Raw genomic sequence first — 21140 nt, 5'->3', positions numbered from 1 at the left:
GAATATATATGCTCGAATTGTCCATGTCTCTTCCGATTAAAGTGCAAAATGGTGGGTTATTTATTTCCCGAGGCGTGGGTAGCCATCCGGCGCGGCAATTGCACTCCTGGGAGATTATCTTTGTTGAAAAAGGGACATTAACGATTCGCGAAGACCATACGGTTTTTTGCGTGAATGCTGGGGAAAGTTTGCTGCTGTGGCCGCAGCGCTTGCATATTGGCGTTGGGCAATTTCCGGCTGATTTGAAATTTTACTGGCTGCATTTTGAGGTGACGGCAGAAAGCGACGCATCAATAACGGAACCGTTACTTGCTATCCCTCAACATACCCGGGTGAGCGAGTCACAATATATTATTTCGCTGTTTCGCCAGTTCTTACGCGAGCAGGAAAATATACATCGCAGTATCGCGCTGGAACTGATCCTGCTGCTGATTTTGCAGCAAATCTCTGCGGCTGCCAGCGAGCAACCCGCCGACAGCCCCGGGAATGCGCTGGCATGGAAGGCCCAACAAATTATACATACTCAGTTTCACCTGCCGATTTCCGCCTCAACGTTGGCGAAAGAACTGCATTGCAATGCGGACTATCTGGGGCGCGTTTTCCGTGGCGCTTTCCGGCTGACGCTAACCGAAGCGTTGCACCGTCAGCGGGTAAGGGCGGCAGAAAAACTGTTAATCAGCGATTCGCTGTCGCTAACCGAGGTGGCAATGAAATGTGGTTTTAATGACGTGGGTTATTTTCGCAAAATATTCCACAAGCACACCAGCCTGACGCCCGCGGCGTGGAAACGGCGCTATTGCAAAGAACATATCAATAGCGCCTGACCCGTTATTGCCCGTAATAGGCATTCGCTCCGTGTTTACGCAGATAATGTTTATCCAGCAGCTCAGACTGCATATCCGGCAACTGCGGGGCTAACTGGCGAGAGAACAACCCCATGTAGGCGCACTCTTCAAGCACCACGGCGTTATGCACCGCGTCTGCCGCGTCTTTACCCCAGGCGAATGGTCCGTGGGAGTGCACCAATACCGCCGGAACCTGCAGCGGATTGAGATCGCGCTGCTCGAAGGTCTGAACGATCACCTCTCCGGTTTGATATTCATATTCGCCGTTGATCTCTTCAGCGGTCATCAGACGCGTACACGGAATAGAACCATAGAAATAATCGGCATGCGTGGTGCCCCATGCCGGGAGATCCAAACCCGCCTGCGACCAGATCGTCGCGTGGCGAGAATGGGTATGGACGATCCCGCCGATCTGGGGATAACGACGATACAGCGCCAGATGTGTTGGCGTGTCGGACGACGGTTTTTTACTGCCTTCCACCACGTTGCCGCTGGCAATATCCACCACCACCATATCGTCGGCGGTCATCACCTCATATTCCACGCCGGATGGCTTAATCACCATCAGTTTACGCGTTTCATCGACCGCGCTGACGTTGCCCCAGGTAAAGGTCACTAAACCATGTGCCGGGAGCGCCAGATTGGCCGCCAGCACCTCGGCTTTCAGTTGTTCTAACATGGAAATCCTCCTTCCTGCATGCGTGCTTCTATCCAGCGCCGTGCCTGGATAATTTCCAGTACCGGCTCTTTCGCTTTTTCAGTCCACATTTCAATCAGAAACGACCCGCGATAGTTCAGCTGATGCAGCGTTTTGAAGATGCCAACAAAGTCCACGCACCCTTCGCCAAACGGCACATCGCGAAACTGGCCCGGATGGGTTTCGGTTACCGGCAGCGTGTCTTTCAGGTGGATAGCAGCGATGCGGTCAATGCCCAGCGTCAATTCGGCAGTGACATCATTCCCCCAGGCGCTTAGATTGCCCACGTCCGGATAGACGGTGAACCACGGCGAGGACAACATCTGGTCCCACTTTTTCCACTTGCTGATCGAGTTCATAAACGCGGTATCCATGATTTCTACCGCCAGCATCACCTGCGCAGCGGCAGCCTGCTCCACTGCCCATGCCAGTCCTTCGGCAAAGCGCTGCTGCGTGCCTGCGTCATGTTCTTCGTAATAGACGTCGTAGCCTGCCAGTTGAATGGTGCGAATGCCTAAATCGCGCGCCAGGCGAATGGCTTTGCTCATTATTTCTCGCGCCCGCTCACGCACGGCTTCATCGCGGCTGCCAAAAGGAAACCGACGGTGGGCTGACAGGCACATTGACGGGATTGCCACGCCGGTTTCCAGCATTGCGCTAACCAGCGAGGCGCGCTGAGCCGGGCTCCAGTCGAGACGCGACAGACGCTCATCGGTTTCATCCACCGACATCTCGACGAAATCAAAACCGCAGCTTTTCGCCAGCACCAGACGCTCCGGCCAGGAGAGGTCTTTCGCCAGTGCTTTTTCATAGATACCTAATGGATGATTACGCATGCTGTGTTCCCCAGATGGCGTCGATTTGCGCATGGAATTCGCCAGCAACCTGCGCTGGGTTTTGCGCTCCCGCCAGCGCACGCCCGGCAATAAAAGCTTTGACGTTAATTTCGCGGAACAACGGCATATCGGCGGGCGTGATCCCACCGGTAATCGACAGTTCCAGACCAATATCAGAAAGCGCCTTCATGCGCGCCAGATCCGCTTCTCCCCACTGTTGTCCGCTGGCCTGCGCATCGCGGCCACGATGGTAAATCGCCTGGCGAACGCCAACGCGATACCAGTCGCGGGCATCATCCAGCGTCCAGTTACCAAACAGCTCCATCTGAATTTCGCCGCCGCAGGACTGCGCGACGCCATGGCCTTTCTCTACCGTCGCCAGCGGGGCGGCGCAGATGATGGTCATCCAGTTAGCGCCAGCGCCGAACGCTTGTTGAGCGAGGGTTTCGCCCGCATCGGCCACTTTCCAGTCGGCGACGATGATTTTATTCGGGCACTGGGCGCGCAAGGCTTTCACGGCGCTCAGCCCTTCGGTTAAGCAGAGAATCGTCCCCGCCTCAACGATATCAACGCTCTCTTGTAGCAGCGCGACGTCGCGTTGTGCGGCTTCAAGGCTGGTGTGGTCGAGCGCCAGTTGCAGTAATGGTCGACTCATCATTCGTGCTCCTTAATGCGGGCGTGGTAGCCCTGTAGTGCGGTAATTAAATCCAGGTATTGGCGGTATTTACGCTGGTAGCTCGCCTGCGCGGCGGTGTCCGGCAATAACGTGCGCACCGGGTGCTCCAGGCTGCGCTGGGCGTCGCTGAAGTTGGAATAAACGCCGGTGCCGACGCGGGCGGCGAGCGCAGCGCCAAAGCAACCGGTCTCTTCAATCTGCGGCAATTCGATACGTAAACCGCTGACGTCTGCCAGCATCTGCATCCAGATGTCGGAGTGCGCCGGGCCGCCGGTGACGCGCAGGGTATGCGCCTGCGTAAAACGTTCGCGCATGCGGTTGAGGTGGGTCATGTGGCTAAAAACCACGCCTTCGTAGATGGCCTGTAATAAGTGGGCGCGAGTGTGTATCGCCTGCATGCCATAAAAGCCGCTGGTCATCTCCAGCCCGGCGTTGCTGCCGTACAAAAAGGGCAGGAAGAAAAGATCGCTGCCGGCTTTAGGTAAGCTGGCAACAGCCTGATTGATCTCAGCAAAAGAGAGTTCGCCCCACTGGGCGGTAAACCATTCCAGATTGCCGGAAGAGGTCGGGCTGGCTTCGTGAACGATGTACTGCCCGTCGTTGACATAGCGCCCATAGACATAGGGATGGGCCTCGTGGTCGCGCAGGCCGTGCGCGATCCCGCTGGTGACCGCCCAGGTCCCCATTACCGCGTTGAGGGTGTGTTCATCTTCGATACCGGCGCAGAGTGCGGTGGAAACCACATCAAACAGTCCGCCGACGACGGGCGTGCCCGCCGCCAGACCGGTTATGGCGGCTGTCTGAGCGGTGATTTCCCCGCATATTTCTGCTGAGCCGACAATCGGCGGCAGCGCATTGTCGATCTCACTGATGCCCAGCCACTGGGTCAGGCGCGGGTCGTACTGACCCGTAGTCATGTTGTAGAGGTTCGACTCGGAGATATTGCTTTCTTCGCAGCCTTTAACACCGGTTAAGCACCAGCGCAGATAGTCATGGCCCATCATCACGCAGCCAATTTGCGCGTAACGTTGGGGTTGATTCTCTTTCACCCAGCGCAGCAATGATGCCGGGTGCCCGGTCCATAACGTCTGGCGGGTGACCGGGTAGAGCTGCTCAGGGATCCCATCCTGCTGCCAGCGCTGAACGATGTCCATCGCCCGGCGGTCGGAAGAAAGGATGGCATTGCCCAGCGGTTTATCCTGCTTATCGAGGAGGAACAGGCCTTTGCCCTGAGCGGAAATACCGACGCCTTTGATTTGATCGCCGCAGACGCCGGTGCGCGCTAACAGCCCGGCGATCGTGGTGACACACTGTTGCCACAGCTGGTGCATATCGCGTTCGGCGTAACCGGGCAATGGCGATGCGGTCTGCAACGATTGCCGGTTAATGCCATGTTCATGACCTTTGGCGTCATACAACCCGGCTTTCAGATACGTACCGCCACAATCAATACCCAGCCAGAAGGTCTCTTTCTCACTCATCTTGTTATCTCATTTTTGCCGGATGGCGCTGCGCTTATCCGGCCTACGACGATTGCTACCTGTAGGCCCGGTAAGCTCAGCGCCACCGGGCATCGTTTTATGCGGTACGTTTATGTGGATTCAGTGTCTTTAGTGGAGCCGCACCAGCGTCGCATTTGGCTGGCAGCAGCAGCGCCATCAGCGCGGCCAGAGCCAGTGAGATAGCCAGGCAGTAAACCCCCGCATCTTTGCTGTACAGGGTGATGAGTACGCCGACTGCGTAAGGACCGCAGAAGCCGCCGAGGTTGCCCAGCGCGTTGATGACCCCACGCGCGCCACCGGCCATTTCCGCACTGAACAAACGCGCCGGAATGGTCCAGAACACGCCCGCTGCCGATTGCAGGAAGAAGCCGCAGCCGACCAGCGCGGCATAAGCCAGCCAGACGTTATTTTTCAGCGCCACGGAAAGGAACATACACAGGGCAAAGCCAATCAACGGCAGGCAGACGAACAGCTTGCGTTTGCCGGTGCGGTCAGAGAGAGAAGAGAACAGGAACATCCCGGCAATGGCCCCGACGTACGGCAGAATGGCGAGCATACCGACCTGTCCCATGCTGCTGTGCGTCAACTCTTTGAGGATGGTCGGCAGCCACAGGGTGTAACCGTAAATCCCGGTCTGATAGAAGAAGTTCAACGCGATGAGCTGCCACATGGTTTTATCGGAAAGCACAGCGCCCAGAGAGGCATTTTTGACTTCCGTTCCGGCAATGGCTTTTTGCTCGGCGGCCAGCGTTTCGACCAGGTAATTTTTCTCGGCCTCAGAGATCCAGCGCGCCTCCTGCGGACGGTCGTAAACGGTATAGGCCCACAACACCAGTACAACGACGGAAAGCAAACCTTCGATGATGAACAGCCAGCGCCAGTCGAGAACGGTGATAATCCAACCCGAGAGCGGAGCGGTGATGATCCCGGCAATCGGCACAAACATAATCACAATCGCATTGGCGCGACCGCGTTCGGCATCGGGGAACCAGTTACTGATCATCGTCAGCACCACCGGCAGCATGCCGCCTTCGGCAACGCCGAGTAAAAAGCGCAGAACCAGCAGTTGGTACTGATTAGTGATTAACCCCGTGAGGACGGAAATAACCGCCCAGGCAACCAGCGACCAGCCAATAAATTTCTTGCCGCTGCCGTGAACGGCAATTTTTCCGCCGGGAACTTGTAAAAACAGATAACCGATAAAGAAAATACCACCAGCCAGTCCCGCCATGGTGGCGGAAATACCTAATTCGGCATCCATTCCGCCCGGCATCGCGAAGGCGATATTGACGCGGTCCATATAAGAAATAATACAGGCGATTAAAATAGGTGGAATAATCCGCAGCCAGCGCTGACGGGGTATATCTTTGAGTGTAGGGCGAGAGGTCATGTTCATATTAATATTCTCGTAGAGTAGTATTTTATTTTTATATTTTTGCTTTATTTAACGTCGCGATACCGTCGCGCAATATTGCTACGCGATGGTTCACATCTGCATTGGCGTTTATTTCCAGCAATTTAATACCGGCAAATTGCAATGGTTCGGCTTCTGCGCAGGCGAATAATTCGCGGGCATGGTCGGTGGTCATCAGGCTTTGTGGGCAGAATGGGGCAAACGGGGCGTGTAAGTCCTGCCACTCACCGTAGTCTCCTGTGATAGTGGTACCGGAGAACATCAGCGCACCCAGTTTTCCAGCCCGTTTGACCTGCTGCGTGTGGGTCAACGCCAGGGCGGGGTTCTGTCCTTCAATGGCCGATCGCGCCCAGTTAATGCACACGCTGATGTCATACCCGGCAATGACTTCCAGCACGTTGTCCAACGGCAGAAAGCCTTTGCGCGGCGCAATGCCGGTCATGGCGTCGCAATGTTCCAGCACCAGATCGCAGGACCAGTCCCAGGAGGTAATCTCTTTCAGCGAACGGGCAAACGCGTCGGTGGCCTGTGCAACATTTGGGTTGCTGGCATTGGGGGCGGCATGCAGCTCCAGCGCAATCACTTTTCCGGCGTGGGCCGAATTGGTATGGTTGATTTTCTGCTGCAGATGACGGTAATACGCCACGCAGGCTTTACGCTGATCTTCGTCGCTGGAAGCCAGCCCAAAAGCGCTGTTTGCGCCGCGACGGCGCATGGTTTCCATAATGGCGGTGACCACGATTTGCCAGTCGCCCGGCGTATGACGTAATAACCATTCGTCGCCTAACGGGTGAAGATGTTCAAGGCAGGGCTGCTCCAGACCGCGAATATCCGGGGTATCGGCGAGCTGTCGCCAGAATTCCTTCTCTTCCTCTTCACTCTTTTGGTGAAATGAGGGCGCACAGGGGTACGCACCGATAATATAACCGGCATTATTAACGCTCATGTTGTGCTCCTTTTTATAAAACTGAAATAGCGACCTTCACGACTATTTTGCGGATCGGCGTGGCGACAGTTTTATGACATGCAGGGCGGTGAACATCCTGCGGGAAAAATATGGCGTAGCTTCCCGGAATCATTTCGATGAACGATTCATGTTCGCTAGTGCGATAAAAAATAATATCGCGCTGTTCTAATAACGATTCACTGATTGGGTTATTCCCGGTATCAATGGCGATACCGATTTTTTCTTCACCCCAGGCCAGAAATTGAATATCCAGATAGCGGCGATGCACTTCCGGGCGATTTTCGGCAGCATCACGCGTGGTTAAATCGATAACCTGCGCGAAGATATTTTTACCGTCGATTTCCACCACGCCCGGCTCCAGTTTGCGGAAGTCTGTGCTACGCAGAAAGTCGAGCGCCCTTTCAATCGCCGCGGGTAAACGACATGGGTTAGGCTGAGCGATATGTCCAAAAATCATACTCTGACTCCTTACAACGCCTGAATTTTGGCCCAGACGCTGTCATCAACGGTGATACCGTTGCGGCGGTTTTCTTCCAGCAGCTTTGTAAACTCGTGGCCCGGCAGGCGGACAGGTATATTTTCATCGGCGCGTTCGGCGGAGGTGATGAAATCCATAATCCGCTGCAGTTTGGCGTCGCGGGTGGCGCCGTCGATCAGCTTATCTACTTCAATAGCGATAAAAATCTGCGAAACGCCATATTCATCGCTGTTGTCCTGGGTGACCTCGGCCACGGAAGAACCGTCTGAAAGCAGGGTGGCGATCATATCCAGCACAATCGACAGACCTGAACCTTTCCAGTATCCCATTGGCAAAATACGGCGATTTTTCTCGATAACGCCAGGTTCTCTGGTGAGGTTACCTTCATCGTCGAACCCGCCGTCCACCGGCAGTTCACGGCCCGCCAGACGGTTAACTTCCAGCATGCCGTAGGAGAACATCGACATCGACATATCGACCATGGTGATTGGCGTGGAGGGGATGGCAACAATCAGCGGGTTAGTGCCGATGCAGCACTCTTTAGAACCCCATGCAGGCATCACGGCAATGGAGTTGGTCCAGCAGATACCGATGTAGCCTTTCTCCGCCGCCTGCCAGCCATAGCTGCCGCCGCGCATCCAGTGGTTGGCGTTACGCAGCGCGACCAGGCCAATACCGTGATCGGAGGCCAGTTCGATGGCACGGTCCATCATCTTTTTCGCCGTCAAATTGCCGATCGAACGTTGGGCATCCCACTGCTCAATTGCACCCAGGCTGGTAATGCGCTGCGGTTTGGCCTCAGGAATGATGTCGCCGTTATCCAGTTGCTGAATGAAACGGGGAAAACGGTTAACACCGTGCGAATACACACCTGATTCGGTGGTACGGGCAAACATTTCGGCACAGGCATCGGCGGTTTCAACGGCGATACCGCGTGCCAGCAGTACCCGATTGAACGCATCTTTCAACTGCTCAAAAGTGACTTTCATTCCTGTTTCCTTGTTTAAATTTGATCGCTTTTTTATCTCTAAATTCCACTATGCGAAATCTGATTTCAAATATAGCGATCAAATTTTGACAGATCAACGGGGCACCCTGTTTTTTAAAATCATGAAAATCAAATGGTTGTGTTTTTTCGGTTCAGATCGTGAACTGAAACACACTTTGCGCTACCATCAGAGCGCGACGAAAAGGGGAGCGGAAACGATGGGCACAAAAGAGAGTGAGATGACGCAAGACAAAGAGCGGCCAGCCGGAAGTCAGAGCCTGTTCCGTGGTTTGATGTTGATTGAGATTTTGAGCAACTATCCGAATGGTTGCCCGTTGGCGCATTTGTCTGAACTGGCAGGGCTGAACAAAAGTACCGTGCATCGACTGCTGCAAGGGCTGCAATCCTGCGGATATGTCACCCCCGCGCCCGCGGCAGGGAGTTATCGCCTGACCACCAAATTTATTGCCGTGGGTCAGAAGGCGTTGTCGTCACTGAACATCATCCATGTTGCTGCGCCGCACCTTGAAGCGCTGAATATCGCCACCGGTGAAACCATCAACTTCTCCAGTCGTGAAGACGACCATGCGATTTTGATTTATAAGCTGGAGCCGACGACGGGCATGCTGCGTACCCGCGCTTATATCGGTCAGCATATGCCGCTGTATTGCTCGGCGATGGGCAAAATTTATATGGCGTTTGGTCATCCGGACTATGTGGAATCTTACTGGCAGAGCCATCAGGATCTGATTCAGCCGCTGACCCGCAATACGATTACTGGTTTACCGGCCATGTACGATGAGTTGGCGCAGATCCGCGAAAGCAGTATGGCGATGGATCGGGAAGAGAACGAGCTGGGTGTTTCCTGCATCGCCGTGCCGGTGTTTGATATTCATGGGCGGGTGCCGTACTCGGTATCGATTTCACTCTCTACCTCGCGCCTCAAGCAGGTCGGAGAAAAGAATTTACTCAAGCCGCTGCGCGAAACCGCGCAGGCCATTTCCAATGAGCTGGGCTTTACCGTTCGCGATTAGGCGCATGCCTGACGTCGTTCAGGCACCTGACACTATTTAACCGTTTCCCCTGTCCGATCAAAGCGACGGGGGGAATCTCTCTGGCACTCTGTGGTTTTCACGCAGAGGGAGGGGGCAATGAACGCGTTTATTATGGCGGATGCGGAAAAATGTATTGGGTGTCGTACCTGCGAAGTGGCATGTGTCGTCGCGCATCAGCAAAACCAGGACTGCGCGTCGGTCTCTTCTGCTGCGTTTACTCCGCGGATCCGCGTGATCAAAGACGACGCCTTTACGACGGCGGTCGCTTGTCATCAATGCGAAGATGCTCCCTGCGTGAATGTTTGCCCAACGCACGCCATTCGTCGTGAACATGGGCATATCTTCGTTGAACAGGCGCGTTGCATTGGCTGTAAAAGCTGTATGCTGGCCTGCCCGTTTGGGGCGATGAATGTCGTCTCCCGCTCGTCTCGGGTGCAGGCGATAAAATGCGATCTGTGCTGGCACCGTGAGGCGGGACCCGCGTGTGTCGAAGCCTGCCCGACCAGCGCGTTGCAGTGTATAGATGCGGTCAGCGTCCAGAAACAACGTCTACGCTCCCAGCCGCTGTGAAAATAGCCCGACCCGTGTCTGGGTCGGGTTTATCATCAGCCTTCCAGCCAGGCGCGTTCGATCTCTTCAGCCAGAATCTTCACGCCAGCCTCGATTTTTTCCGGTTCCGGTACGTAATTCATCCGCATGCACTGATGGGTATGCGGCCAGGGTTTATCCAGCCCTGGGAAGAAGTAATCACCGGGAACCATCAGCACGCCACGTGCTTTCAGGCGCTGATACAGCAGTTCAGTCGTGATGGGCAAATCTTTGAACCACAGCCACAGGAAAATCGCGCCCTCTGGTTTATGGATCAGGCAGCGATCTTCAGATAAATAGCGGCGAATGATCGCAATAGTCTGCTGAACACGCTGATAATAAAACGGTTTGATAACCGTCTCAGACAGACGCAGCAGGTCGTTGCGCTTAATCATTTCGCACATGATTGCCGGACCCATCCCGCCAGGAGCAAGGCTGATAATGCCGTTCATATTGGTGATGGCGGTGATGATTTTTTCATTGGCGATAATGATGCCGCAGCGGGAACCTGGCAGACCCAGCTTGGAAAGGCTCATGCACAGCACAATGTTAGGGTTCCACAACGGGCGTGCTTCGCTAAAGATGATGCCGGGGAACGGTACGCCATAGGCATTATCAATCACCAACGGGATCCCATGCTGGTTGGCCAGCCGATCCAGCTTCATCAGCTCTTCATCGGTGATCACGTTGCCTGTTGGGTTGGTCGGACGTGATACGCAGATCATGCCCGTCTCTTCACCGATGTGCAGGTGTTCAAAATCAACGTGATACTTAAACTGACCTTCCGGTAACAGTTCGATGTTTGGGCGTGCTGAGACAAAGAGATCTTCTTCCAGGCCGGAATCGGCATAGCCAATATATTCCGGGGCCAACGGGAACAACACTTTTCGGGTGGTTCCATCGGCGCGACGTCCGGCGAAGAGGTTGAATAAGTAGAAAAACGCGCTCTGACTGCCATTTGTCAGTGCAATATTTTGTGGTTCGATATCCCAGCCCAGCTTCTCACGTAGTAATTTCGCCAGCTCAGACAGTAGCTCGGTTTTACCTTGTGGACCGTCATAATTACAAAGCGCATCAGTGGCTTTGCCGTTTTCCAGCATTTCTGCCAGCAGAGACTGAAAGTAATTTTGCATCTCTGGTATTTGCGCCGGATTACCGCCACCGAGCATGATAGCGCCTGGGGTGCGTAAGCCGTCGTTGAGGTCCTCCATCAGGCGTGTGATGCCTGAATGGCGGGTAAATTTGTTGCCAAAAAGTGAGAATGTCATAGCAGGTGATCTGTCGAACTCAGTATTAAAGTGGCTAACCATAGCGCTACCTATGGCGGGGTGCAAATCAGGCCCACGGAGCAGAATTGATGTTTTGTGCTGCAGATTTTTTTCTGGATAGTTTTTTATATTGAATCTGGCTTCCCGTGCCGTTGAGCATGAGAAGCCTGTTGGGATCAGGGTTGACCGGCCCACACCACCATGGCTTTATCGTCGCCATGTTCGCGGATAAATCCGTATCCCTGCTTCAATGTCAGCGTGGTCTGTTTACCGGCGCCAATGGCGGGATGTCTGGCTCGGAACTGACTGATGCGCTGCCAGTGAGCGACGCTGGCGGCAGATTTTCCGCTAACGTCCTGCCAGTTCATCTGCGAGCGTGTACCCTGTAACGGGTCTGAGCCGGTTGGGCCGAAAGGTCGTGCCGACTCGTCGCCATAAAAGAGTTGTACCGCGCCCGGCGCCAGCAGCAATAGCTCGGCGGCTTTATCTCCACCTTCGCGGAACAAACGCGTATCGTGCGAGGAGAGATAGCTCAGGACGTTGAAGTCCTGCAGTTTATCCGCCATCTGCTGCCAGGTGAGATCCATATTTGCCAGACAATCGACGGCCTTTGCCGCCTGCTCCTGATAGTCGAAATTGATCATCGCGTCGAAGCCGTGATGGTAATAATCGCTTTGCATGACGCCGTGACCCCAGGCTTCGCCGGTCATCCAGAAGGGTTTATCATCCAGCGCTTTATCCGGGTTGGCTTTCTTCCATTCGACTAACGCCGCGCTGGCCTGTGTTTTTAGCTGCTGCCAGGCGGGAAGCTCGACGTGTTTGGCGGTATCGACCCGAAAACCGTCAATCCCGTAATCACGTACCCACTGACTGAGCCAGTGCGTCAGATAATCCCGGGGCGTGTAACCAGCAATGGCTTTGGCGTGCGTATCCGGCTTGTGCTGATAAAAGTTTGGCAGTCCGGAAGGTGTGGTGGATTCGGTTTTCAGATCGGGCAGGAACGCCAGCGACATGGTCAGGTCATCAAAGCCAGGATTGTCGTAATCGCCAATATCGGTGCGGATCCAGTTTTTCCCCCACCATTTTTCCCAGCCGGCTTTATCACTGAAATTGATGTAATCATTAAAACTGTGCCAGCTCTGCCCGGCAGCGGGTTTCCAGTCCGTCCAGCGTTCACCGAGCGTTTTTTTCAGCTCATCGCCCGATAAGTACAGCGCCCCAAACTGATACTCCTGCATATCCGCCAACGTGGCGTAGCCGGTATGGTTCATCACCACATCAAACAGGACACGGATACCGCGCTGGTGTGCGCCATCTACCAGCGCACGCAGATCCACTTCGTTACCCATGTTGGCATCAATCGTTGTCCAGTCCTGGGTGTAGTAGCCGTGGTAAGCGTAGTGGGGAAAATCGCCTTTGGCGCCACCCCCAACCCAGCCGTGGATTTGCTCAAACGGTGCGCTGATCCACAAGGCGTTGACGCCCAACTGTTGCAGGTAGTCGAGTTTACTGGTGAGCCCGCGCAAATCGCCTCCGTGGAAAGTGCCAATTTCCTGCATGCCATCGTTGCGACGTCCGTAGCTGTGGTCGTTGCTCGGATCACCATTCACAAAGCGGTCCGTCAGGACGAAATACACCGTAGCGTTATGCCAGTCGAAAGCAGCCGGGGCATCGGTTTCTGCCCGTTCCAGCAGCAACAGCCCGTTACTGGCCGCGGCAGGCTGTAGGGTAATCGACCCATTCTTTACCGTTGCCGTTTGTTTGCTGTAGTAATCGCGCACCACGGCACCTTCCGGGAAAGTCTGGCTCACATCCAGTGTTAACGGCGAACCATCCCATTTCGGGCACTGGCGAATCTGGGTCGTGACAGGGTCTGCGTCGCTTTTTACCGAGAGCATCAACGTTGGCGTTCCGGAGCGGGTATCGACTTCCAGCGTGTAATCGCCGTCTTTGAATAAACGCCACTGCGGCGGCACGCCTTCACACGGTTTTAGCGACAGCATCTGGTTGAGTTTTATCGCATCAGCAGGCTGCCAGCACTGTTGGTCAAAATTCAGGATTAAAGGGCGAGTACCCTTCGTCAACGCTGCATGGCTGACGAATTTACCCGTACCTTCCGCTTCGAAGGTGGGAAGTTCTGGAGAAGTCCATGATGAGGCGATGGCAATGCCGGGTATCAGCGCCAGCGCAACGGCGGCAAGTTTCATAATGCTGTCCTTGATGCTGCGATTTACGCCAGTTTGCCAGTGAAATCAGAGCGGAAACTCATCCTTAGCGTCGATTCCGCCCGGATGAGAGATGAGGGTGAGCGATCACGCGCAAAAAACGACCTAATTTTGCGATAACCTCCACATTTTCTTCGAATTAACCGCACCCGGAACGGTTTGTACGTGACATAGTTTCAGAATTGGACTATTCCTTTGGGTGCTCTTGACGGCTATTTTTGATATGATTTGAGATTCATCTCTCATTTTTGTGAAAAATATAAGGTGTTGGAATGTTTAAATCCGACCAGGAGACCTAATGATATTGACTCCCATTCGACGATATGGGGCAATGATTCTTATGTTACTCACCATTGCATTTTCGGGTGAGGTGCTGGCAAAGACACACACGGCGACAACGAGTCATAAGCCCCAGGTAATCAAGGCAAGTAATACACAGGTAAGCAGTAAACAAGAGTATTCTCGCAATAGTGCAAAGAGTAGTTCACTTCCTGATTTGCGAAAATACCCTTCCGGAACACCAAGGAAAAAAGCGTTTCTCCGGACGGTTATGCCTTATATTACCAGTCAAAATGCTGCCATTACGGCGGACCGTAACTGGCTGATCTCAAAGCAGTACCAGAATCGCTGGTCACCGACTGAGCGTTCGCGTATGAAAGACATCGCGAAACGCTACAAGGTGAGCTGGTCTGGCAACACGCGTAAGATTCCATGGAATACGCTGCTTGAACGCGTAGACATCATTCCTACCAGTATGGTGGCGACTATGGCTGCGGCTGAAAGCGGTTGGGGCACATCGAAACTGGCGCGTAGCAATAACAACCTGTTTGGCATGAAATGTGTCAAAGGCCGCTGCAACAATGCACCCGGTAAGGTGAAAGGCTACTCACAGTTTGAATCGGTAAAAGAGTCGGTGAATGCCTATGTCATTAACCTGAACACGCATCCGGCATACTCTTCCTTCCGTAAATCGCGCGCGCAGTTGCGTAAAGCCGATCAGGAAGTGACAGCGACCGCGATGATCCATAAGCTGAAGGGGTACTCCACCAAAGGACAGAGTTACAATAACTATCTGTTCGCGATGTACCAGGATAACCAGCGTTTAATCGCCGCGCATATGTAATTCCACAGGCCTGATGGCACGACGCTTATCAGGCCTGTGAGCCGCTCTGCAGGCCGGATAAGGCGAAACCGTCATCCGACACAATTCCCCTACAGCAACACCTCACTGTTCATGTCACGGTACTCTTTTGGCGTCGTGTCGTATTCTTTCTTGAAAACGGAATAGAAATACTGCAACGACGGGTAGCCGCACATTTGTGAAATTTCGTTTATCGCGAGCGTCGTGGAGATCAACAGGCTACGCGCTTTTTCCAGTTTTTCGGCATGAATCACGGCGTGGATGGTTTCCCCGACCTCGTCTTTAAAGCGCTTCTCGAGATTCGAACGTGAAATCCCTACTGCATCCAGCACTTGCTCGACTTTGATGCCTTTACAGGCATGGTTGCGGATAAAGTGCATTGCCTGAATGACAGCGGGATCGGTCAGTGAGCGATAGTCGGTTGAACGACGATTCACGACGCGTACCGGAGGCACCAGAATACGTTGCAGCGGCAGTTCTTCATTCGCCAGTAAGCGGTGCAGAAGTTTTGCTGCCTGATAGCCCATTTGTCGCGCGCCCTGAGCAACGGATGACAGTGCGACGCGGGACAGGTAACGGGTGAGTTCTTCGTTATCGATCCCAATAACACACAGTTTTTCCGGCACCGGGATATGCAAATGCTCGCAGGCCTGCAGAACATGCCGCGCACGCGCGTCGGTCACGGCGATAATACCGGTTTGCGGGGGTAAAGTTTGCAGCCAGTCCGCCAGACGATTTTGCGCGTGCTGCCAGTTTTCCGGCGCAGTTTCCAGCCCCTGGTAGACGACGCCGCGGTACTTCTCTTTGGCGACCAACTGGCAAAAGGCATATTCACGTTCTGCGGCCCAGCGTTTACCGCTTGAGGAAGGCAGGCCGTAAAACGCAAAACGGTTAACACCTTTTTCTTTCAGATGCAAAAAAGCGCTTTCCACCAGTGCATGGTTATCGGTCGCAATGTAATGGACGGGTGGATAATCGCTTTCAAGATGGTAGGAACCCCCAACGCCGATGATTGGAACATCGACATCGGCAAGTAATTGCGCAATGTCATCATCGTCATAATCAGCAATAACACCGTCGCCTAACCAGTCTTTGATATTATCAATACGGGCACGGAAATCTTCCTCAATGAATATATCCCACTCGGATTGCGATGCCTGTAAATATTCACCTACGCCCTCTACCACCTGACGGTCATAGGCTTTATTAGCATTAAATAATAGGGTGATGCGGTGTCGTTTATCAAACATAAGAGCCTGTCCTGAAAGGTTAACGTGGCCTGTCAATACTACCAAAACCGCAGGTGCGACTACTTGATGAAGCGTGACAAATTTCTTATTTGCGTAACGCTACGCAAAATTCACACACCCCGACCAGGAAGACAATTGTCATTTCTTATCTGTGTATTACGGTTTTTTGTTTATTGATGAAGAGCCGATCACGATCGCTTTTTTAATTGCTTATTCAGTGTGCATTTTTGGGAGCCAGCGCACATTTGGGTATTCTCTTAATGGCGGTGTGAAATAACGTAATTGAGCAATAAATCAGGAAATTCCAGTATGACTGTATCGCAGTTTACTTGCCGTATTACCTGATTATGGAGCTTATTATGCAGGCTTATTTTGACCAACTCGATCGCGTTCGTTTTGAAGGTACAAAATCCACTAATCCACTCGCATTTCGCCATTACAACCCTGATGAAATCGTGCTGGGCAAGCGCATGGAAGAGCATCTGCGCTTTGCCGCCTGCTACTGGCACACTTTCTGCTGGAACGGCGCGGATATGTTCGGTATGGGGGCATTCGACCGTCCGTGGCAACAGCCGGGTGAAGCATTGGCGCTGGCAAAACGTAAAGCGGATGTGGCATTTGAGTTTTTCCATAAGCTGAATGTGCCTTACTACTGCTTCCATGATGTTGACGTCTCGCCTGAAGGCGCGTCACTGAAAGAGTATAAAAATAACTTTGCCCAGATGGTGGATGTGCTGGCGGCAAAACAGGAACAGAGCGGCGTGAAACTGCTGTGGGGTACGGCAAACTGCTTTACTAACCCACGTTATGGCGCAGGTGCGGCGACTAACCCGGATCCGGAAGTCTTCAGCTGGGCGGCTACGCAGGTCGTGACTGCCATGGATGCCACACATAAGTTAGGTGGCGAAAACTACGTCCTGTGGGGCGGCCGTGAAGGTTATGAAACGCTGCTTAATACCGACCTGCGTCAGGAACGTGAGCAGATTGGCCGCTTTATGCAACTGGTGGTCGAGCATAAACACAAAACAGGTTTTCAGGGCACCTTACTGATCGAACCGAAGCCGCAAGAACCCACTAAACATCAGTATGACTACGATGCCGCGACTGTTTACGGATTCCTGAAGCAGTTCGGTCTGGAAAAAGAGATCAAACTGAATATTGAAGCAAACCATGCCACGCTGGCAGGCCATTCGTTCCACCACGAAATCGCTACGGCGATTGCTCTGGGGCTATTTGGTTCCGTCGATGCGAACCGTGGCGACGCGCAACTGGGCTGGGACACTGACCAGTTCCCGAACAGCGTAGAAGAGAATGCGCTGGTCATGTACGAAATCCTGAAAGCGGGCGGTTTTACCACTGGTGGCCTGAACTTTGATGCCAAAGTCCGTCGTCAGAGTACTGATAAATACGATCTGTTCTATGGTCATATTGGTGCGATGGATACCATGGCGCTGTCGCTGAAAATTGCGGCCCGTATGATTGAAGACGGTGGCCTGGATCAGCGCGTGGCAAAACGTTATGCCGGTTGGAATGGTGAGCTGGGCCAACAAATTCTGAAAGGTCAGATGACGCTGACGGAAATTGCGCAGTACGCTGAACAACATAACCTGGCACCGGTGCACCAGAGCGGTCATCAGGAATTGCTGGAAAATCTGGTAAGCCATTATTTGTTCGACAAATAACGGACTGCTGAGTACGTCCGTAAGCCCGGATAGCGATTCGCTACCGGGCCTTTCTTTAAGGAACGATACCCTATGTATATCGGGATAGATCTTGGTACATCAGGCGTAAAGGCTATTCTGCTCAACGAGCAGGGCGATGTGGTGGCCTCGCACACGGAGAAACTGACCGTCTCGCGCCCGCATCCGTTATGGTCGGAGCAGGATCCTGAACAGTGGTGGCTGGCGACGGATCGGGCTGTGAAAACGTTGGGCCAGCAGCATTCGCTTCGCGAGGTGAAAGCGCTGGGGATTGCCGGACAGATGCACGGTGCGACGCTACTGGATGAGCAACAGAAGGTTCTGCGTCCGGCAATCCTGTGGAACGATGGTCGCTGTGCTGAAGAGTGCGTCATGCTTGAGGAGCGGGTTCCGCAATCGCGTGCCATCACCGGCAACCTGATGATGCCTGGCTTTACCGCCCCTAAATTGCTGTGGGTGCAGCGCCACGAACCGGACATTTTCAGCCGGGTTGATAAAGTTCTGCTGCCGAAAGATTACCTGCGTCTGCGTATGACTGGAGAGTTTGCCAGCGATATGTCGGATGCCGCAGGTACGATGTGGCTGGATGTCGCGAAACGTGACTGGAGTGACGTCATGTTGTCTGCGTGTCAACTGACTCGCGCACATATGCCGACCTTGTACGAGGGCAGTGCGATTACTGGAACGCTGTTGCCTGGTGTCGCGCAATCCTGGGGCATGCCAGAGATTCCTGTAGTGGCGGGTGGCGGTGATAACGCGGCGGGGGCGGTTGGCGTCGGCATGATGAATGCCGGTCAGGCTATGCTCTCGCTGGGGACTTCCGGGGTCTATTTTGCGGTAAGCGACGGTTTTCTCAGCAAACCGGAAAGCGCAGTCCATAGCTTTTGCCATGCTCTACCTGAACGGTGGCACCTGATGTCCGTGATGCTAAGTGCGGCATCCTGCCTGGACTGGGCGGCAAAACTAACCGGGATGGCAAGTGTATCTGCGCTGATTGATGCCGCACAGCAGGCAAATGAGCAGGCTGAACCGGTCTGGTTTTTACCCTATCTCTCAGGTGAACGTACGCCGCACAACAACCCGCAAGCGAAGGGTGTCTTTTTTGGTCTGACGCATCAGCATGGTCCGGCAGAACTGGCGCGAGCGGTACTGGAAGGTGTGGGATTTGCCTTAGCCGATGGTATGGATGTGGTACATGCCTGTGGCGTGCAGCCCGCCAGCATTACACTGATTGGCGGTGGGGCGCGCAGTGAATACTGGCGTCAAATGCTGTCTGACATCAGCGGATTGCAACTGGATTACCGTACCGGCGGTGATGTTGGCCCTGCACTCGGTGCGGCGCGCCTGGCGCAAATTGCCATCAATCCGCAACGGCCATTATCTGACCTGTTGCCTCAGCTTACGCTGGAGCAGGCGCATTATCCTGACGCCGGGCGTCATGCTCTTTACCAACAGCGTCGAGAAACCTTCCGCCGAATCTATCAGCAATTACAACCACTGATGTCCTGACCCTAAATCCCCTCTGGTAAACAGAGGGGATTTATCAAATATATATTTCAATCTAATAAATAATTGGCGTGCATGAATTTATTCTGAAAGTCCGGCGTAGTGGCATTTTTCTGTGTTGTCTTTAGCGGGTTATTCATATTGTATCCATGATGGATAAGGAGATCCCAATGAAGACGACAAGGCTGTTGCCCTGGATATTATTCCTCTCTGGCGCGCTGATTTACGTTATTGGCTTTTGGCAGGCATGCCCGTTATTGAGTGGCAAAGGCTATTTTTTCGGCGTGCTGATGGCGGGAATGTTTGTGACATATGTTTATCAGCGTGGTGAAAATCTCGATCAGAGCGACGATCGCTTCGCCTCTGTATGTCAGATGGTGGCACTCATCACAGTAGGATTGCTGCTGGTGGGCGTCTGGAACGCCCCATTATCGCCCCTTGAAAAGGGGCTTTACCCGATGGCATTCATCGTATGTTTACTGGGGCAAGCTTTATTGCTGCGTCTGCAAAATACGGGGGATTAACTCACCAGCCTGCGCGTATCGATGCGTTGCAACAGTATGGACAACAGTAAACTACCTGCCAGCGTGGCGCTGAAAATCCACAGCATATCCAGCGGTGGCCAGTTTTTGAGTTCAAGGCCGTTGGTGCGCAGCGCGTGAATGATCAGCGCATGAAAGCCATAAATGCCCAGCGAGTGGCGGGAAATAAGGCCCAGTACCGGCAGAGTGCGCGTGCTGAGCGTATTTTTGACCAGCGTCAGGAGCGAGGCGGCGCAAATAAACACGGCCGGACCGCAGTAGAGATACCAGGTATCGGCAAAATTGCCTCGCCACTGGAGCTCATGCAGTGTCCCGCGGGAAATAACAAACACGGCGACAATACACAACGCTGCGCAGAGCCAGGTGAGTGAGCGCTTTTGTGTCTCCATCATACCAATTGCCCGGCCCAGCATGCCGTATAGAATGTAGTAGAACGTATCGCCGCTGATGTACAGGTTGATGGGAAGCCACTCAAAGCCGCCAATTTTTTGCGAGACGGTATTGGGATTGGCAATCACGCCTATCACCACCATCAATGCCAGCAGCATTTTTCCGCTGACATTTTTCACCTGAATAAGCGGGGATACCAGGTAGATAACGGCAATAGCGAAGAAAAACCATAGGTGGTAGAACACCGGCTTTTGCAGCAGGTTCTTCAGCGACAGCTCAGCGTTGATCGAGGTAAACAGCAGGATGTAGGCCAGCGCCACGCTACTGTAAAACAGAATGCAGAGCGCGATGCGCGTGAAATGGCGCGGTTTGGCGCTGCGTTCGCCGAAAAAGAGATAACCCGAGATCATAAAAAACAGCGGGACGCTGACGCGAGAGGCGGAATTGAGCACGTTGGCCAGATCCCAATTTACCGGGCTGACGCTTTGCGCATTGGTGATGTACCAGGTCGTGGTGTGAATCATCACAACCATTAAACAGGCGATCCCGCGCAGATTATCAATCCAGTAAATTTTGGGCTGCATCAGTTCCTCTGTTTTCATTAAAAAAAGTCTGACCAGTATTTGCGAACATCGCTCACTGGATTAATCCGAGTTATTACGCTAAAGCTTGTGATGGCCTGGGGAGATTCTCACAATAGGATCCGTTCCCAGACACTAATAATAAGACTGACCAGCAAACCAGGCGGTAATAAAATGATGATGAAGTATTTCTTTCCCGCAATCCTCACGCTGCTGCTGGTGGGGTGCGCCGATCCACAATCGTCAGCACCCGTGCAGAAAGCGCAAAAGGGCAAAATTACCGCCACGCGTTCGCTGGATATGGAGTCATTGTGCAAAAGTGAAGCATCGGAGCTTTATAATACGGGTGCCCAGAAAATTGCTATCACCGGTCTTGAGCAATTTCAGGGTAGCTATGAGATGCGCGGTTCTACCTTCCGCAAAGAGAGTTTTGTCTGCTCATTTGACGCAGACGGGCAGTTTTTGCACCTTTCCATGCGCTAAGTTCCCCC

Annotated in this window: 20 protein-coding genes; 8 read left to right on the top strand and 12 right to left on the bottom strand. The window is 53.4% G+C overall.

Annotation, left to right across the window (positions count from 1 at the left end; translation table 11 throughout):
- Positions 1 to 8 precede the first annotated feature (8 nt).
- Complete coding sequence (locus FDX03_RS20595) at positions 9 to 824, top strand: helix-turn-helix domain-containing protein (RefSeq protein WP_137346510.1); 816 nt, start codon at positions 9 to 11, stop codon at positions 822 to 824.
- 4 nt (positions 825 to 828) lie between these two features.
- Here FDX03_RS20595 and araD read toward each other — a convergent pair whose 3' ends face one another.
- The 8 genes from araD to yiaK all read right to left on the bottom strand — a co-directional run bounded on the left by araD (position 829) and on the right by yiaK (position 8404).
- Positions 829 to 1524, bottom strand: a complete 696-nt coding sequence (araD, locus tag FDX03_RS20590) for an L-ribulose-5-phosphate 4-epimerase (protein ID WP_061066807.1) — start codon at positions 1522 to 1524, stop codon at positions 829 to 831.
- Positions 1518 to 2378, bottom strand: coding sequence for an L-ribulose-5-phosphate 3-epimerase (locus FDX03_RS20585; RefSeq protein ID WP_048213680.1), 861 nt, complete (start codon positions 2376 to 2378; stop codon positions 1518 to 1520). The genes araD and FDX03_RS20585 overlap by 7 nt, the downstream gene beginning before the upstream one ends.
- Positions 2371 to 3033 (bottom strand): 3-keto-L-gulonate-6-phosphate decarboxylase UlaD, encoded by a 663-nt coding sequence (gene ulaD / locus FDX03_RS20580; protein WP_137346539.1) that lies wholly within the window; start codon positions 3031 to 3033, stop codon positions 2371 to 2373. Before ulaD ends, FDX03_RS20585 begins: the two co-directional genes overlap by 8 nt.
- Positions 3033 to 4535 (bottom strand): FGGY-family carbohydrate kinase, encoded by a 1503-nt coding sequence (locus FDX03_RS20575; RefSeq protein WP_137346509.1) that lies wholly within the window; start codon positions 4533 to 4535, stop codon positions 3033 to 3035. Before FDX03_RS20575 ends, ulaD begins: the two co-directional genes overlap by 1 nt.
- A gap of 97 nt (positions 4536 to 4632) precedes the next feature.
- Positions 4633 to 5952: an MFS transporter gene (locus FDX03_RS20570; RefSeq protein WP_005120509.1), complete on the bottom strand. Its 1320-nt coding sequence runs from the start codon at positions 5950 to 5952 to the stop codon at positions 4633 to 4635.
- Positions 5953 to 5983: 31 nt separating this feature from the next.
- Positions 5984 to 6916 (bottom strand): DUF4862 family protein, encoded by a 933-nt coding sequence (locus tag FDX03_RS20565; protein WP_137346508.1) that lies wholly within the window; start codon positions 6914 to 6916, stop codon positions 5984 to 5986.
- 13 nt (positions 6917 to 6929) lie between these two features.
- Positions 6930 to 7394 (bottom strand): YhcH/YjgK/YiaL family protein, encoded by a 465-nt coding sequence (locus tag FDX03_RS20560; RefSeq protein WP_137346507.1) that lies wholly within the window; start codon positions 7392 to 7394, stop codon positions 6930 to 6932.
- Between the two features lie 11 nt (positions 7395 to 7405).
- Complete coding sequence (gene yiaK, locus FDX03_RS20555; protein ID WP_137346506.1) at positions 7406 to 8404, bottom strand: 3-dehydro-L-gulonate 2-dehydrogenase; 999 nt, start codon at positions 8402 to 8404, stop codon at positions 7406 to 7408.
- 217 nt (positions 8405 to 8621) lie between these two features.
- On the opposite strand from yiaK, the gene yiaJ reads away from it, so the two are divergent.
- Together yiaJ and FDX03_RS20545 are read left to right on the top strand one after the other, a co-directional pair.
- The gene (gene yiaJ, locus FDX03_RS20550) at positions 8622 to 9437 is read left to right on the top strand and encodes an IclR family transcriptional regulator YiaJ (RefSeq protein WP_048213806.1); all 816 of its coding nucleotides are present in this window, start codon (positions 8622 to 8624) and stop codon (positions 9435 to 9437) included.
- 117 nt (positions 9438 to 9554) lie between these two features.
- Complete coding sequence (locus FDX03_RS20545; protein WP_116360383.1) at positions 9555 to 10028, top strand: 4Fe-4S dicluster domain-containing protein; 474 nt, start codon at positions 9555 to 9557, stop codon at positions 10026 to 10028.
- 35 nt (positions 10029 to 10063) lie between these two features.
- Here the strand turns inward: FDX03_RS20545 and avtA are convergent, their stop codons facing one another.
- Both avtA and malS read right to left on the bottom strand, forming a co-directional pair.
- Positions 10064 to 11314: a valine--pyruvate transaminase gene (gene avtA, locus FDX03_RS20540; protein WP_048213674.1), complete on the bottom strand. Its 1251-nt coding sequence runs from the start codon at positions 11312 to 11314 to the stop codon at positions 10064 to 10066.
- A 176-nt stretch (positions 11315 to 11490) separates the two neighbouring features.
- Complete coding sequence (gene malS, locus FDX03_RS20535; protein WP_048213673.1) at positions 11491 to 13521, bottom strand: alpha-amylase; 2031 nt, start codon at positions 13519 to 13521, stop codon at positions 11491 to 11493.
- 316 nt (positions 13522 to 13837) lie between these two features.
- On the opposite strand from malS, the gene FDX03_RS20530 reads away from it, so the two are divergent.
- A complete protein-coding gene (locus FDX03_RS20530) occupies positions 13838 to 14662 on the top strand; it encodes a protein bax (protein ID WP_086523491.1) in 825 nt (274 codons plus the stop codon).
- Positions 14663 to 14751: 89 nt separating this feature from the next.
- On the opposite strand, the gene xylR is transcribed toward FDX03_RS20530, so the two are convergent.
- Positions 14752 to 15930 (bottom strand): D-xylose utilization transcriptional activator XylR, encoded by a 1179-nt coding sequence (xylR, locus tag FDX03_RS20525; RefSeq protein WP_048213671.1) that lies wholly within the window; start codon positions 15928 to 15930, stop codon positions 14752 to 14754.
- A gap of 359 nt (positions 15931 to 16289) precedes the next feature.
- Between xylR and xylA the strand changes: the two genes are divergently transcribed.
- The 3 genes from xylA (at position 16290) to yiaB (ending at position 19660) form a co-directional block, all read left to right on the top strand.
- Positions 16290 to 17612, top strand: a complete 1323-nt coding sequence (xylA, locus tag FDX03_RS20520; RefSeq protein ID WP_137346505.1) for a xylose isomerase — start codon at positions 16290 to 16292, stop codon at positions 17610 to 17612.
- 72 nt (positions 17613 to 17684) lie between these two features.
- Positions 17685 to 19139 (top strand): xylulokinase, encoded by a 1455-nt coding sequence (xylB, locus tag FDX03_RS20515; protein ID WP_137346504.1) that lies wholly within the window; start codon positions 17685 to 17687, stop codon positions 19137 to 19139.
- A gap of 167 nt (positions 19140 to 19306) precedes the next feature.
- Positions 19307 to 19660: an inner membrane protein YiaB gene (gene yiaB, locus FDX03_RS20510; protein ID WP_137346503.1), complete on the top strand. Its 354-nt coding sequence runs from the start codon at positions 19307 to 19309 to the stop codon at positions 19658 to 19660.
- On the opposite strand, the gene FDX03_RS20505 is transcribed toward yiaB, so the two are convergent.
- Complete coding sequence (locus FDX03_RS20505; RefSeq protein ID WP_137346502.1) at positions 19657 to 20652, bottom strand: acyltransferase; 996 nt, start codon at positions 20650 to 20652, stop codon at positions 19657 to 19659. The genes yiaB and FDX03_RS20505 overlap by 4 nt on opposite strands.
- A gap of 171 nt (positions 20653 to 20823) precedes the next feature.
- On the opposite strand from FDX03_RS20505, the gene FDX03_RS20500 reads away from it, so the two are divergent.
- On the top strand, positions 20824 to 21132 hold the full coding sequence (locus FDX03_RS20500) for a YsaB family lipoprotein (protein WP_048213667.1): 309 nt from the start codon (positions 20824 to 20826) through the stop codon (positions 21130 to 21132).
- Positions 21133 to 21140 lie beyond the last annotated feature (8 nt).

This window comes from Citrobacter sp. wls827, assembly GCF_005280875.1.
In the GTDB taxonomy this organism is placed as follows: domain Bacteria; phylum Pseudomonadota; class Gammaproteobacteria; order Enterobacterales; family Enterobacteriaceae; genus Citrobacter; species Citrobacter youngae.
This window is presented reverse-complemented; position numbering and strand designations above follow the sequence as displayed.